The organism is Providencia sp. PROV119 (genome assembly GCF_028482435.1).
GTDB lineage: Bacteria > Pseudomonadota > Gammaproteobacteria > Enterobacterales > Enterobacteriaceae > Providencia > Providencia stuartii.
On the sequence record NZ_JAMPQL010000004.1, the window covers coordinates 279,525 to 292,849 of the forward strand.

A 13,325-nucleotide genomic window follows, 5' to 3' on the forward strand; every position below is an offset into this window, starting at 1 on the left:
ACATTGATTATCAGGAGGTCATAACCATGCCATCATTTGATATTGTATCTGAAGTAGAAATGAATGAAGTGCGTAATGCGGTTGAAAATTCCGAGCGCGAATTAACCACCCGTTGGGACTTTAAAAATGTGGCGGCAAGCTTCGAACTCAATGAGAAGAGTGAATCTATCAAAGTAACGAGTGAGTCGGACTTTCAAGTTCATCAGTTGTTAGACATTTTACGTGAAAAAATGGCAAAGCGTGGCATTGATGGCGCTGTCTTGAATATTCCCGATGATGTTGTGCACAGTGGCAAAACTTACAGTGTTGAAGTGACGTTAAAGCAGGGGATTGATGCGGCAACGGCTAAAAAAATTGTTAAGTTAATTAAAGATAGCAAACTGAAAGTTCAAGCTCAGATCCAAGGTGAGCAAGTGCGAGTGACAGGCAAATCACGTGATGATTTACAATCAGTGATGGCACTTGTCCGTTCTGGCAACTTAGGCCAGCCATTCCAGTTTACTAACTTCCGTGACTAATAGGCACAACAGCCCGCTGCTGGTATTGCCGCGGGCTATTTGTATTAATCTTCACCTTTAATTATTGCTTCTAGTTGTTCTCGCGTTGTCAGTTTCCTATCCACTTTCACATAAACGCCCATTTCATCGGGAATAATGACGGCTTCTAATACACCCGGCAGCGTGGAAAGTTGAGCTTGTAACTTGTCGATATTTTTAAATCGATGAGGTAAAACAAGACGAATACTGCTGACATAAGGAGGCTGCCGCATGGTCAGACTCACGATAAACCAAATGGCTGTTAAGGCTAGCCCGCCAATAAATACGGCTGCCGCTCCATCCATATCATAGAGCCACCCACCGAGTATGCCGCCTATTGCCACACCTAAAAACTGGCTGGTGGAATAAACCCCCATTGCGGTTCCTTTATAGCCAGCGGGAGCTTCTTTACTGATCAATGAAGGGAGAATGGCTTCCATAATATTAAAGGCGACAAAAAATAGCTGTAATCCTAAAAAGATCACCCACAGATGGTTTCCCGATAACCATAAAGTGACCTCAGCTAACGCCAAGATAAAAATACATAGTAAAAACACCTGTTTCATTTTTCGGTGTTTTTCAGCATAGATAATAAAGGGAAGCACTGATACAAAGGCGATCAGCATGGTAATCAGATAAGCCTTCCAGTGATCTTTTGCCAAGTATCCCGCATGAGTCATGATTAAGGGGAAGGCAACGAAGCTCGACATAAGCAAAGTATGTAGGCTTAAAATGCCAAAGTTGAGTTTTAGCAACTGGGGGTTCGTTATGACTGTACGCAAATTCTCTTTTACGAAAGCGGATTCGCGGTTAGTCATATGCTGATGGCTATTAGGCACCACAAACAGGGTGACCACAATAGCACCGCCCGCTAGTAGGGTGATCCCCCAAAATAACCCACTTAATCCAACCCAGTGAGTGACGATTGGTCCTAGGACTAATGCGATAGCAAAAGTGATGCCAAAGCTAATCCCTAAAAAAGCCATGGCCTTGGTACGATTCTGTTCGCGGGTAAGGTCAGAAAGTAATGCCATAACGGCAGCAGAAATCGCTCCAGCACCTTGTAAGGCACGACCAATAATGATCCCCCATATGGAGTCACTAAGTGCGGCGAGTACGCTACCAATGATAAATATCATCAACCCAACTACGATTAAAGGTTTACGGCCAATTTTATCTGACATCAAGCCGAAAGGGATTTGGAAGATGGCTTGGCTTAGGCCATAAATACCAATCGCGACCCCGACCAAAAGCTCTGATGAATCTTTAAGGTGAATACCATAACTGGTTAATATGGGTAATACCATAAACATCCCTAGCATTCTTAGGGAAAAAACAGAGCCTAGCCCCCATGTCGCACGTAATTCGGAGCGGGTCATCTTGTTATCATTCATGGTAAAGCCTCGGGTATAGACGAAAAAGGTTATTCTATTGGGGAACCTAGAGGTAGGTAAATGAATATTTAATCATTATTAATAATCAATAATGATGTTATAAATGAAAACGGCAGGACTGGCCTGCCGTTGGGAGTTATTGTGTCAGAAATTATCTAACTAAAGCTATAACAGTATCGGTTGAAACTGTTGGGTCAACTGACATCATGACACTCAATGAAGTGATCGCCACAATGGAGAAGATAAACAGTTTACGAGCCCAAACACGGTCATCATTTTCGGTTTTAAACCCAGAAATTGCCATGCCAAGCCACCAAAGACTGACCGCAGCACCCACAACCAGATATTTATAACCAGCGTATCCGCTGATAGCTAACATGAGTGTGGCAACCATGAATGCCAAGATGTATAAGAAGATATGTGTCTTAGCGACAGAGATCCCTTTAATTACAGGCAAAACAGGAATATTAGCTGCTTTATAGTCTTTAAAACGGAAAATCGCGATGGCATACGAATGAGGCATTTGCCACAAGCTGAAAATCAATAACAGGATCAATGCACCTGTATCGAACTCATTTGTGACAGCGCAATAACCGATAACCGGTGGAGCTGCGCCAGATAAACTACCAATTAGCGTGCCATAGACTGATTTACGTTTCATATATAGGCTATAAATACCTACATAAACTACGAAACCAATTACCGCAAGGAGCATTGCCAGAGCATTTGCTGCTACAAGAAGTAGCAGCATGCCAGCAATACCTAATGCAGCGGCGTAAATCAGGCTAATTTTCGGGTCAATCAGCCCTTTAACTAAAGGGCGATTCTTCGTTCTTTCCATGATACGGTCGATATCACGGTCGATATAGTTGTTAAAAACACAACCAGAAGCGACGACCAGTGATACACCCAGCAAAGTCGCAATAAACAGCGGGTAATCAATCGAGCCTTTTGAGGCGAGAAGAAAACCGCCGATCACAGAAATTAGATTTCCGAAAATAATTCCTGGCTTGGTCACTTGCAGGTATTGCTTAAACATATCGGCAACTCTTTAGTCGAGCATCATATTGATGTTCAGGTTGTACATAATCCACAGAGAGCCAATGACAACGATACCGATGATTAGCATAGTGAACAGGAATGCAATCAGGTTCCAACGCTCATCTGATGATGTGTTCATGTGCAAGAAGCATACTAGATGAACGAGGATCTGTACAACAGCCATACCCACAACTGTCCAAAGGATAGTGGCTTGTGATGCTGTACCTTCCATCACCATCCAGAAAGGAATCACTGTCAATATGACTGACAGAACAAAACCAATCACGTAAGTCTTCATGCTACCGTGGCTTGCTCCAGTATGAGCATCTTTTGCGTGACTCATTTAAATTGCCCCCAGAAGATAAACAACGGTAAATACACAGATCCAAACAACATCTAAGAAGTGCCAGAATAGGCTCAGGCAGTTCAGACGCGTTTGGTTCACCTCAGTTAGGCCACGGCGTGAAACTTGGATAATCATGATGATGATCCAAACTAGACCACAAGTCACGTGGATACCGTGAGTTGCAACCAGCGTAAAGAAGCCAGACAAGAAGCCACTGCGGTCAGGACCATAGCCTTCTGCAATTAGCTCATGGAACTCATAAACTTCCATGATAACGAAGCCAAGGCCTAACAGGAAAGTGACAAACAGCCATAAGTTAACGGATGCAATTTTACCTTTATGCATGGCTAACATTGCAAAGCCGTAGGTGATACTACTGAATAACAGTAGGAAGGTTTCACCTAAAACGAATGACAGGCTGAAAATGTCTTTACCTTCAGGGCCGCCGGCAGTGCCGTCAGCCAAGACAACATAAGTTGCGAATAAACAGGCGAACAGAATCAGGTCACTCATTATGTAGAGCCAGAAACCAAATACCTTAGTTCCGCCTGCATCATGGTGCCCATGCTCTGCATGGGCCAAGTTTTGATTAGTCATTGTATTAGTTGACATCGTTCACACCTGCCTTACGTAAGTCTTCAAAGTGCTTATTCTCGATTTGCTCGATTTCGGCCACAGGTACGTAATAATCAACATCTTCGTCGAAGCTTTTTGCAATCCAAGTAACAATCATGCCAGCGAAACCAACGATTGCGAGCCACCAGATGTGCCAGATCATCGCGAAACCTAAAACCAAGCTGAATGCAGCGATGATCACGCCAGCGCCTGTATTTTTCGGCATATGAATTTCTTCATATTTAGCAGGACGCTTATGAGCGGTACCTTTTTCTTTCATATCCCACCAAGCATCGCGAGTTTGGATGTTTGGCTCGATGGCAAAGTTATAGAATGGCGGTGGAGAAGATGTTGCCCACTCCAGTGTACGGCCACCCCATGGGTCACCAGTTAGGTCACGGTTTGCATGACGGTCACGGATACTCACGATGATTTGGATAACTTGACACAGGATACCCAGCGCAATCAGTCCAGCACCACATGCAGCAACAACGAGCATCGTGTGATAAGCCGGATCAATATTTTGGCTTAAACGACGAGTCATTCCCATAAAGCCAAGGATATATAGCGGCATAAATGCTAAGAAGAAACCAGTGATCCAGAACCAGAAGGCACGGACACCCCATTTTTCATTTAGCGTAAAGCCGTAAGCTTTCGGGAACCAGTAAGTCATACCCGCGAAACAACCGAATACCACACCACCAATGATAACGTTATGGAAGTGAGCAATCAGGAATAAACTGTTGTGCAGAACGAAGTTTGCACCAGGTACTGCAAGTAGAACACCTGTCATACCACCGACAGAGAAGGTGATAATGAAGCCGACAGTCCACAGCATCGGTGATTTAAACTCAATACGACCTTGATACATGGTGAACAGCCAGTTGAAGATCTTAACCCCTGTTGGGATTGCGATAATCATCGTGGCGATACCAAAGAAGGCGTTGACGTTTGCTCCCGAGCCCATCGTAAAGAAGTGGTGCAACCAAACGATGAAGGACATAACGGTAATAACGATAGTTGCCCACACTAACGAGGTGTAGCCAAACAGACGTTTTTTGGAGAACGTTGCCGCAATTTCTGAGAAAACACCGAATACAGGTAGTACAAGGATATACACCTCTGGGTGACCCCATGCCCAAATCAGGTTGATGTACATCATCATGTTACCGCCCATATCATTAGTAAAGAAATGGGTACCTAGGTAACGGTCTAATGTCAGAAGCGTCAGTGTAACAGTCAGGATTGGGAACGCTGCTACGATCAGTACGTTCGTACAGAGTGCTGCCCAGCTAAATACTGGCATTTTCATCATCGACATACCCGGTGCACGCATGCGGATAATTGTCGCGATAAAGTTAACCCCTGTTAATAGTGTACCAATACCGGATATCTGGAGACTCCAGAGCCAATAATCGACCCCGACACCTGGGTTGTACTCCAAGCCCGAAAGCGGCGGATAAGCTAACCAACCTGTTTGTGCGAATTCACCCACCCCTAACGAGATGTTAATCAGCACAACACCGACGACGAAGAACCAGAAGCTCAGTGAGTTCAGGAATGGGAAAGCAACGTCACGCGCACCAATTTGCAGAGGAACAACAAGGTTCATCAGACCGACAACAAATGGAGTCGCCATGAAGAAAATCATGATAACGCCGTGTGCGGTAAAAATTTGGTCATAGTGGTGAGGGTTTAAGAAACCTTCTTGACCAGCAGAAGCGAGTACTTGTTGACCACGCATCATGATAGCATCCGCGAAACCACGGAATAGCATGACCATTGCGACAATGATGTACATGACACCAATTTTTTTGTGGTCAACGGATGTCAACCACTCTTTCCACAACCACTTCCATTTACCGAAGTAGGTGATCGCACCAAGAAGCGCAATACCGCCGATAATGATACAAATCAGTGTCACGACGACAATTGGCTCATGGAGCGGAATAGCATCTAGTGTTAATTTTCCGAACATGCCCTTATTCCTCAGCGCCTGTATGAGCGTTATGGCTCATATGCATAGATTGACCTGCAGTTTCATCTTTCTTGTCTGCAGGAGCGTGACCTTTATGGTGCTCATGACCAAACTTGAGAATGATGTCTTCATACAGATTTGGTTTCACGCTAGAGAAGTAGGTTACAGGAACGTTCATGCTAGGTTTGGCGACTTCATCAAACGCTTGCATGGTATCCATAGTCTTAGGTGACGCTTTCACCTTTTGTACCCACTCATCAAAACCTTGGCGATCAGGTGTTGCGATAGCATTAAACTTCATATCAGAGAAGCCATGACCACTGTAGCTTGCAGAGAAGCCTTTATAAGTACCAGGTTCATTAGCAATTAAGTGAAGCTTAGTTTGCATACCTGCCATCGCGTAGATTTGACCACCTAACGATGGAATGAAGAACGAGTTCATCACCGAATCAGACGTAATTTTGAAGTTGATTGGCACACCAGTAGGGAATGCGATTTCGTTAACTGTTGCAATGCCTTGCTCTGGATAGATGAAGATCCATTTCCAGTCAGCCGAAATAACTTCAATAGTGACAGGTTCCTGATCACTGACTAATGGCTTATAAGGGTCAAGCTCATGAGTCGTCTTCCAAGTAATAGTACCTAGAATGATGATAATGATGATAGGAACGGTCCAGCAGACTAACTCAATTTTATTTGAGTGAGCCCAGTTAGGACGGTAAGTTGCTGATTTATTGGATTCACGATATTTCATTGCAAAGATAAATGCCATGAAAATAACAGGAATCACAACAACGAGCATTAAGCCGATTGCAATAAGAATCAGCTCTTTTTGTTTGACGCCAACGGCGCCTTTAGGGTCCATCAACACCATGTCGCAACCACCTAATAATAAGGCGGCTACAACTAGCGAGATTGCCCCAATGCTTTTTTTGTAGTTCATAAGTCTCATCCACGACCCCAAATGACAAAGATTCTAATTGTCGTTTCATCAGTGGGGGCATTCTACGGTAAGGTTATGTGAGTGTAAACAATTGTAAGGTAAAGAAGCAGGATTGTTAGCTCTTTATGTTAATATGATCACATGTAAAGAGCTTATGATTAAAAAGTTAAAAGTCATGCAGATTATAGGTATATTTTGCTAAAACGAAGGTAATACTAAAATATCTTTGTCATTTTTCAAAGAAAAATATGTACAAAAGTGAGCAAAAAATGAAGAAACTGCTATGATTGTTAAATAAAATGATAGGTGAAATTACGATTTTTAATGCCGATAAGGCGGCTAGCACCACCTTACCGGCCAAAATAGCTAAGAAAAATTGTTACTTTCTTGAAAAGAAAAGAGAGTTTTTAAATTTTTCTATAAGTATTCATGTTGACTTAAGTGAGCTATTTAGAACGTATATTTTAATGTATAAATAATCGCATCTTGATAGAAATTTTCACCTAACTTGTTATCAGCGTAGCGATATTGAACACCTGCTGCTAAATTTGGTGTTGCATTCCACCAAAATGCTAATGCACCATTGACACCATCACGACCACCGTTACCGCTGCCATAACGTTTATGGCGTGCAAACTCCATTTCGTGCCAGTTAGTGATCATGAAATTCTCTTCAAACATTTTGAATCCATAACCAGCAACCCAGCCGACGACATAGCCGTTATTACCTGAATAAAACGATTGATCGACATAGTGCATTGCAATAAATGGTTTGAACCACAGGTCACCAAATGCAGTGTTGTATCCTAAACCATACAATGTATTGACTTCATGGAAATTACCACCATATTTAGCTCCTGGCAGTGACCAAGTACCATAGACGTGTCCATATACGTTAAAGCCACTGTCACCTAAATAGAAACGTCCCGTGGTTTTGATTGTATAACGTTGGTTACGACCTGGTTCAGTACGGCGTTTATGGAATGGGTTTTCCACATCAAAGAAGCCGTATAATTCCCCCCAATTGAAGTTAGCACCGCCTTCTAACTCAATGTAGGCAAAGTCTTTTTTACGAGAAGTGTATTCTGACTTAGTTTCGGTGCGGTGAGACCAGTCTAGATAGTTGACATTGATATCCGCGAAACCATTCTGATAGCCAAGAAAGCCGTCGTCTGCATTCGCTGTTCCAGCTAAAGATACGAGTGCCGCGGCGCAGAGAAGTTGTTTTTTCATAATATATTATTTTCGTTTGAGTATTAACGATATTTATTATTCAGCCGTGAGGCTGATTAGCCCTTAACGTGTGAGATATTAGGCTTTTCATTTGTAATTAAAAAATATATTTCATTGAATAAGTGATATACATCACGATATGACGCGAGGGATATCAATATTTGCTAGTCAGATCTAATTTAAAAGGTCAAGAAAAACCCGAAACAGATTTATCTTATTTCGGGATAATTACTCTAGTTATTAATTTTTTTTGATTAATTAACAGCTTTTTTAACTACTTTCTTGACTGCAAAGAAATCAAGGCATCCACCAATAATCAAACTTAATGCCCCAATCCCAACGCCGGTATTGAAGATGCTATTTTGATATTCAGGCAAGGAAAGCCAAAGTGATAGATGAGTTGTAAACAGATAGATTTTGACAGATGAGAATGAGCTGATTAAGAGCGTTATTAGCCAAATAGCAAGGATGCTAATAGCTAGCAAGAATAAGTAAACCGCGATTTTGTAGGCTTTTGCATATTGTTCACGGCGCTGGAATAGCCCAGTTGTTTGGGTATAGATAAGCGATGTGCGGCAGGCAAGTAGCAGCAAGATCCCCGGTAGAGCAACGATAATCGAGAGTAAATAAAAGATTGGCCAATCATAAGCACTCACAAGAATACTGGCAACAGGGCCGATATATACGCGTCCTACTGCGGAAAGTGCAGATAGCAAAGCAAATTGTGTGGCAGAAAGAGACTTATTACATAAGGTCATCAATAAGGCAACAAAGGCGGCGGTACCCATTCCTGAGAAAAGGTTCTCAAGGAAAATAATTGTTCCCATAGTCATGATGTTAGGTGGCGTGACTGCAAGGAACCAATAGCCGATATTAGATACGCCTTGTAATATTCCGAAAATAAAGAGCGCGTTAAATAAGCTCATTTTTTTCATCAAATAACCGCCAAATAACGCCCCAATAATGGTCGCCAGCATACCTACTGTTTTATTGACAGTGCCGACTTCACTTAAGCTAAACCCTAGCCCATGCAGTAGAAAATTGGTGTTAAGTGCCATAACAAAAGCATCACCCATTTTATAAAACACCAGTAACAGCAGGATCAACCAAGCATTGTTACGGCTGAAAAATTCAGCTAATGGTTCATAGATAGCTTTTTTTAGTGAAGTTGGTGGTGCGCCATTATCTTCAGGCTCTTTGGCAAGCAGCGTCGCTACAACACCGATTAGCATTAACCCCGCCATGAGTAGATAGAGCTGTTTCCATGTGAGAAACGTATCTGCCATCCATAATGCTAATCCACCTGAAACTAACATACTGATGCGATACCCCATCACCGACACGGCGGCACCAAAACCTCTTTCCTCTGCACTGAGCAAATCGGTTTTATAAGCATCGAAGACAATATCTTGTGAGGCGGAGCAAAAGGCAACCATGACGGCAAGTGCTGCTAACCACCATAGGTGTTCGGATGGATTCATAAAACCCATCGCCCCTATGCTAATAATAAGTAGGATCTGTGTGGTGAGTAACCAACCTCGACGCCGACCAAAAAAAGGAGGCGTATATCTGTCCATCATGGGAGACCACAGAAACTTTAAAACATAAGCTTGACCAACAAGCGAAAAGAAACCGATTGTTTTGATATCGATGTTTTCAACTGTTAACCAAGCTTGTAATGTACCTGCGGTAAGGGCTAACGGAAGGCCGGAAACAAAACCTAATAGGATTAAAATGACTGAGTTAGGTAAAAAGGCACGGGACATAATCTTCCTATGATTGGTTATTTGTAAAATAGAGGACTTCCGTTATTGGTTGCTTATTGTAGTAATAGCACCACACTTTTAAGAGCCTATAGAAATAGGCTCTTACCGTATAATAATGAAGGGCGATTACCGAGCGTTTTGTCTAATAAACTGCGTCAATTCTTGGTCATTTGCCATATCATTAATTAAATCTGTTAACGCGATATTGATCGCTTTTTCTATTTTATCGTTACTTGCACCAAGTAATTCTTGGTTGTTGTAATTACGCGTAAAAGTACGTGATTTCGTCGAGCCGTTAGGCGCTGTCGCATTAACGGTCACACTGGTGTTTACCGTGATATTGTGACGTAGACTGCCTTCAGTGACTTGGGCGTTTAATTGATTTAATTGTACGACTAAGTTAACACTCGCGGGTGACGACACCATAAAACCACGTGCTGCCATTTGTTTCTCAACCGCTTCTTGCATTAAATAGCGAGGATCACGCGAAGGTGACAAGACCACTAAACTCCCATTACGGTTGAGTTCCGTAAGTGATTTTGATGGTCGGTTATCAACGCTACTCACACTAATTGCGGTTGCATTGAGTGTCGGGTTGCGCGCAGGTAGCGTGATTTTGGGTTCGAGCGATAAAGTGTTATTGCTTGTTGCACAACCTGCTAGAAGAAATAGTGCAAAAAGTGGAAAACAAAGTTTTCTTAACATAATTTTTTCCAGTTAATCTTTCCTAATTGAGTCTGTTCCGTTATGGTGCAATCTAACGAACCCTGTTATGTTTTATAGGGTATAGTGCCATTGTGACGGATTTTCTAAAGGGTTAGACAACCATTTTAGAAAAAATTCGCCAAAGCGGGTATTTATCATATCATTGTAGAGTGATTGTCCTCTACCGTGACAAAAAAAGATAACAAAAAAAACGTAAATGTTGGTTGAAGAAAGGAGTTATTTTTATGGGGATAAATGCACCGCAGAATATGCAGTCACGTATTCAGCAAAAGTTGCATACAGCCTTTGAACCTGCTCATCTTGAAGTGATCAATGAAAGCTATCAACATAATGTGCCTGCTGGTTCAGAAAGCCACTTTAAGGTGGTTTTAGTCAGTGAAAAATTTGAAAATAAACGTATGGTTGGCCGTCATCGCGAAATTTATGCTATTTTGGCGGACGAATTAGCAGGAAGTATCCACGCATTAGCGCTCCATACGTATACCCCGACAGAATGGGGGGAATTGGCGGATACGGCATTAAATTCACCTGCATGTCGTGGTGGTGGTAAAACAAACGGCTGATTGACTCATTCTCTGTTTTACTGTCATTGTGATGAAATGATTCACATCATTTTACGATGTTGACATTAATTTCGATGAGCATTTTTTCTCCAATTTGCGTGGAGAAGACATTTTTTAGTCGGAAAAGTCACAAATAAAGCGGATTGATCGCTTCTTTTATCAGCTTTTCTCGACTCGGAGCATCTGCATCGGTATAATGTCGCGTCTAATTTTCAGTAAGGTTTCGGGACGCTTCTGATATCAGGGATGACCGTTGTGTAAGCAACGCCCCCGGTTCTGGAAGGGAGAAGGTCGTTATGATTTAATGACCAAACTCTGGAGTAGACCGATCACTAAGATTTTTTTTGAGGTAAGAAGATGCAAGTTTCTGTTGAAACGACTCAAGGCCTTGGGCGTCGTGTAACAATCACCGTTCCTGCTGCCGATATTGAAAAAGCAGTAAACAGCGAGCTGGTTAATGTCGCGAAGAAAGTACGTGTTGATGGTTTCCGTAAAGGGAAAGTACCAATGAACATCGTTAAACAGCGTTACGGCGCGTCTGTTATGCAAGACGTTCTGGGCGATGTGATGCAACGTAACTTCATCAACGCGATCATCGAACAAAAAATCAATCCAGCAGGTGCGCCTAGCTACAAACCTGAAATGCTGGAAGATGGTAAAGATTTTGTTTACTCAGTTGAATTCGAAGTTTATCCAGAAATCGAGCTGAAAGGTCTGGAAACTATCGAAGTTGAAAAACCAGTTGTTTCTGTAAAAGATGAAGATCTGGAAAACATGCTGGAAACGCTGCGTAAGCAACAAGCTCAGTGGAAAGAAGTTTCTGAAGCGGCAACTGCGGATTCACGTATCACTATTAACTTCACTGGCTCAATCGATGGTGAAGAGTTCGAAGGCGGCAAAGCAGAAGATTTCGCACTGGTTATGGGCGAAGGTCGTATGATCCCTGGCTTTGAAGATGGCATCGTTGGTCACAAAGCAGGCGAAGAGTTTGATATCGAAGTTAACTTCCCAGAAGATTACCACGCTGAAAACCTGAAAGGTAAAGCAGCGAAGTTTGCTATCGTTCTGAAGAAAGTTGAGCAACGTGAACTGCCAGAATTCACTGAAGAGTTCATCAAGCGTTTCGGTATCGTTGATGGTACTTTAGAAGGTCTGCGTGCTGAAGTTCGTAAAAATATGGAACGTGAACTGAAAAATGCAGTTCGTAACCGTATTAAAGCGCAAGTTTTAGATGGTCTAGTTAACGCAAACGAAATCGAAGTTCCTGCTGCTGTGGTTGATGGCGAAATTGACGTTCTGCGTCGTCAAGCTGCTCAACGCTTTGGTGGTAACGAGAAGCAAGCGATGGAACTGCCACGTGAACTGTTCGAAGAACAAGCAAAACGTCGCGTTGTTATCGGTCTGCTGTTAGGTGAAGTGATCAGCGCTAATGAGCTGAAAGCTGATGAAGATCGTGTTAAAGCATTGATCGAAGAAATGGCGTCAGCTTATGAAGATCCAGCAGAAGTTATCGAATACTACAGCAAAAATAATGAGCTGATGAATAGTGTTCGTAACTTAGCATTAGAAGAACAAGCGGTTGAGAAAGTTCTTGAAGTTGCGAAAGTGACTGAAAAAGAAACTAACTTCACAGAACTGATGAACCAAGTTCAAGCGGGTTAATTTCGCTTTTTAAGTTGTGCAAATAATAAACCCGTGGCATTGCGCTGCGGGTTTTTTGCCAATTAGAGTTATCACATTTCAAGTTAGGGTGAGGGTGCCTAGATAGAGGCTGAGCTTGGGGTTTATTAGCCATTTGTGCTGCCTAAGATGGCTTACTTGTCGCTTTATTACCACTCGAATTATTTAAGGTAGGCGCACCAATCGTCTTGAAAATCACATTTTCGCCCTAATTTTATTATAAGCGCTGCGGTATATTCACATAAGATAGGCTGTTTGGTTCTCGGTTATCTGAAAGAACAAATCCGTGAATCCTTACAGACTTGTGTTAAACTATTTTATAGTGGGTCTTGTTTTCTACGGCGTCATTCGCTGTGTTCATGCTCATCTCTATTAACAGCTTTTTAGTTAACTTAAAAGAAATAACGAGATGAGATAATAGTGGAAATAGGCAAGATAGAGAATTTTTAAAGACAAACTGTTTGTTTGCTGCTTAGAATGCTTAAAAGTCGAACAAACAGCAAA

General features: G+C 42.3%; 12 protein-coding genes. 3 read left to right on the forward strand and 9 right to left on the reverse strand.

The genetic code is table 11. The annotated features are described in order from the left end of the window. The first annotated feature begins 26 nt into the window (after positions 1-26). Positions 27-518, forward strand: a complete 492-nt coding sequence (locus PSF11_RS07560; RefSeq protein ID WP_014656773.1) for a YajQ family cyclic di-GMP-binding protein — start codon at positions 27-29, stop codon at positions 516-518. 44 nt (positions 519-562) lie between these two features. Here PSF11_RS07560 and PSF11_RS07565 read toward each other — a convergent pair whose 3' ends face one another. The 9 genes from PSF11_RS07565 to PSF11_RS07605 form a co-directional block, all read right to left on the reverse strand. After that, positions 563-1,930, reverse strand: a complete 1,368-nt coding sequence (locus tag PSF11_RS07565; protein WP_004927003.1) for an MFS transporter — start codon at positions 1,928-1,930, stop codon at positions 563-565. Positions 1,931-2,081: 151 nt separating this feature from the next. After that, positions 2,082-2,969, reverse strand: a complete 888-nt coding sequence (cyoE, locus tag PSF11_RS07570; protein WP_004927005.1) for a heme o synthase — start codon at positions 2,967-2,969, stop codon at positions 2,082-2,084. A 12-nt stretch (positions 2,970-2,981) separates the two neighbouring features. Then, complete coding sequence (locus tag PSF11_RS07575) at positions 2,982-3,314, reverse strand: cytochrome o ubiquinol oxidase subunit IV (protein ID WP_004927007.1); 333 nt, start codon at positions 3,312-3,314, stop codon at positions 2,982-2,984. Beyond that, on the reverse strand, positions 3,315-3,929 hold the full coding sequence (locus tag PSF11_RS07580) for a cytochrome o ubiquinol oxidase subunit III (protein WP_004927009.1): 615 nt from the start codon (positions 3,927-3,929) through the stop codon (positions 3,315-3,317). Next, positions 3,919-5,910 (reverse strand): cytochrome o ubiquinol oxidase subunit I, encoded by a 1,992-nt coding sequence (gene cyoB / locus PSF11_RS07585; RefSeq protein WP_004927011.1) that lies wholly within the window; start codon positions 5,908-5,910, stop codon positions 3,919-3,921. Before cyoB ends, PSF11_RS07580 begins: the two co-directional genes overlap by 11 nt. A gap of 4 nt (positions 5,911-5,914) precedes the next feature. Beyond that, positions 5,915-6,862, reverse strand: coding sequence for a cytochrome o ubiquinol oxidase subunit II (gene cyoA, locus PSF11_RS07590; RefSeq protein WP_004927013.1), 948 nt, complete (start codon positions 6,860-6,862; stop codon positions 5,915-5,917). A gap of 441 nt (positions 6,863-7,303) precedes the next feature. Next, positions 7,304-8,086, reverse strand: coding sequence for a nucleoside-specific channel-forming Tsx family protein (locus PSF11_RS07595; RefSeq protein ID WP_072502520.1), 783 nt, complete (start codon positions 8,084-8,086; stop codon positions 7,304-7,306). A 254-nt stretch (positions 8,087-8,340) separates the two neighbouring features. Then, entirely contained in the window at positions 8,341-9,852 is a 1,512-nt protein-coding gene (gene ampG, locus PSF11_RS07600; RefSeq protein WP_072502519.1) for a muropeptide MFS transporter AmpG, read from the reverse strand. A 126-nt stretch (positions 9,853-9,978) separates the two neighbouring features. Beyond that, on the reverse strand, positions 9,979-10,557 hold the full coding sequence (locus PSF11_RS07605) for a YajG family lipoprotein (protein ID WP_014656771.1): 579 nt from the start codon (positions 10,555-10,557) through the stop codon (positions 9,979-9,981). Positions 10,558-10,802: 245 nt separating this feature from the next. Here PSF11_RS07605 and bolA point away from each other — a divergent pair, with 245 nt between their 5' ends. Both bolA and tig read left to right on the forward strand, forming a co-directional pair. Next, positions 10,803-11,141 carry a transcriptional regulator BolA gene (bolA, locus tag PSF11_RS07610; RefSeq protein WP_004927022.1) on the forward strand — a complete coding sequence of 113 codons (339 nt, stop codon included), beginning with the start codon at positions 10,803-10,805 and terminating at the stop codon, positions 11,139-11,141. Between the two features lie 357 nt (positions 11,142-11,498). After that, positions 11,499-12,803, forward strand: a complete 1,305-nt coding sequence (gene tig / locus PSF11_RS07615) for a trigger factor (protein WP_004927024.1) — start codon at positions 11,499-11,501, stop codon at positions 12,801-12,803. Positions 12,804-13,325 lie beyond the last annotated feature (522 nt).

Bases quoted from the DNA above. Each gene is read 5' to 3' on its own strand.
- PSF11_RS07560 (WP_014656773.1), top strand. From the start codon at position 27: ATGCCATCATTTGATATTGTATCTGAAGTAGAAATGAATGAAGTGCGT.
- PSF11_RS07565 (WP_004927003.1), bottom strand. From the start codon at position 1,930: ATGAATGATAACAAGATGACCCGCTCCGAATTACGTGCGACATGGGGG.
- cyoE (WP_004927005.1), bottom strand. From the start codon at position 2,969: ATGTTTAAGCAATACCTGCAAGTGACCAAGCCAGGAATTATTTTCGGA.
- PSF11_RS07575 (WP_004927007.1), bottom strand. From the start codon at position 3,314: ATGAGTCACGCAAAAGATGCTCATACTGGAGCAAGCCACGGTAGCATG.
- PSF11_RS07580 (WP_004927009.1), bottom strand. From the start codon at position 3,929: ATGTCAACTAATACAATGACTAATCAAAACTTGGCCCATGCAGAGCAT.
- cyoB (WP_004927011.1), bottom strand. From the start codon at position 5,910: ATGTTCGGAAAATTAACACTAGATGCTATTCCGCTCCATGAGCCAATT.
- cyoA (WP_004927013.1), bottom strand. From the start codon at position 6,862: ATGAGACTTATGAACTACAAAAAAAGCATTGGGGCAATCTCGCTAGTT.
- PSF11_RS07595 (WP_072502520.1), bottom strand. From the start codon at position 8,086: ATGAAAAAACAACTTCTCTGCGCCGCGGCACTCGTATCTTTAGCTGGA.
- ampG (WP_072502519.1), bottom strand. From the start codon at position 9,852: ATGTCCCGTGCCTTTTTACCTAACTCAGTCATTTTAATCCTATTAGGT.
- PSF11_RS07605 (WP_014656771.1), bottom strand. From the start codon at position 10,557: ATGTTAAGAAAACTTTGTTTTCCACTTTTTGCACTATTTCTTCTAGCA.
- bolA (WP_004927022.1), top strand. From the start codon at position 10,803: ATGGGGATAAATGCACCGCAGAATATGCAGTCACGTATTCAGCAAAAG.
- tig (WP_004927024.1), top strand. From the start codon at position 11,499: ATGCAAGTTTCTGTTGAAACGACTCAAGGCCTTGGGCGTCGTGTAACA.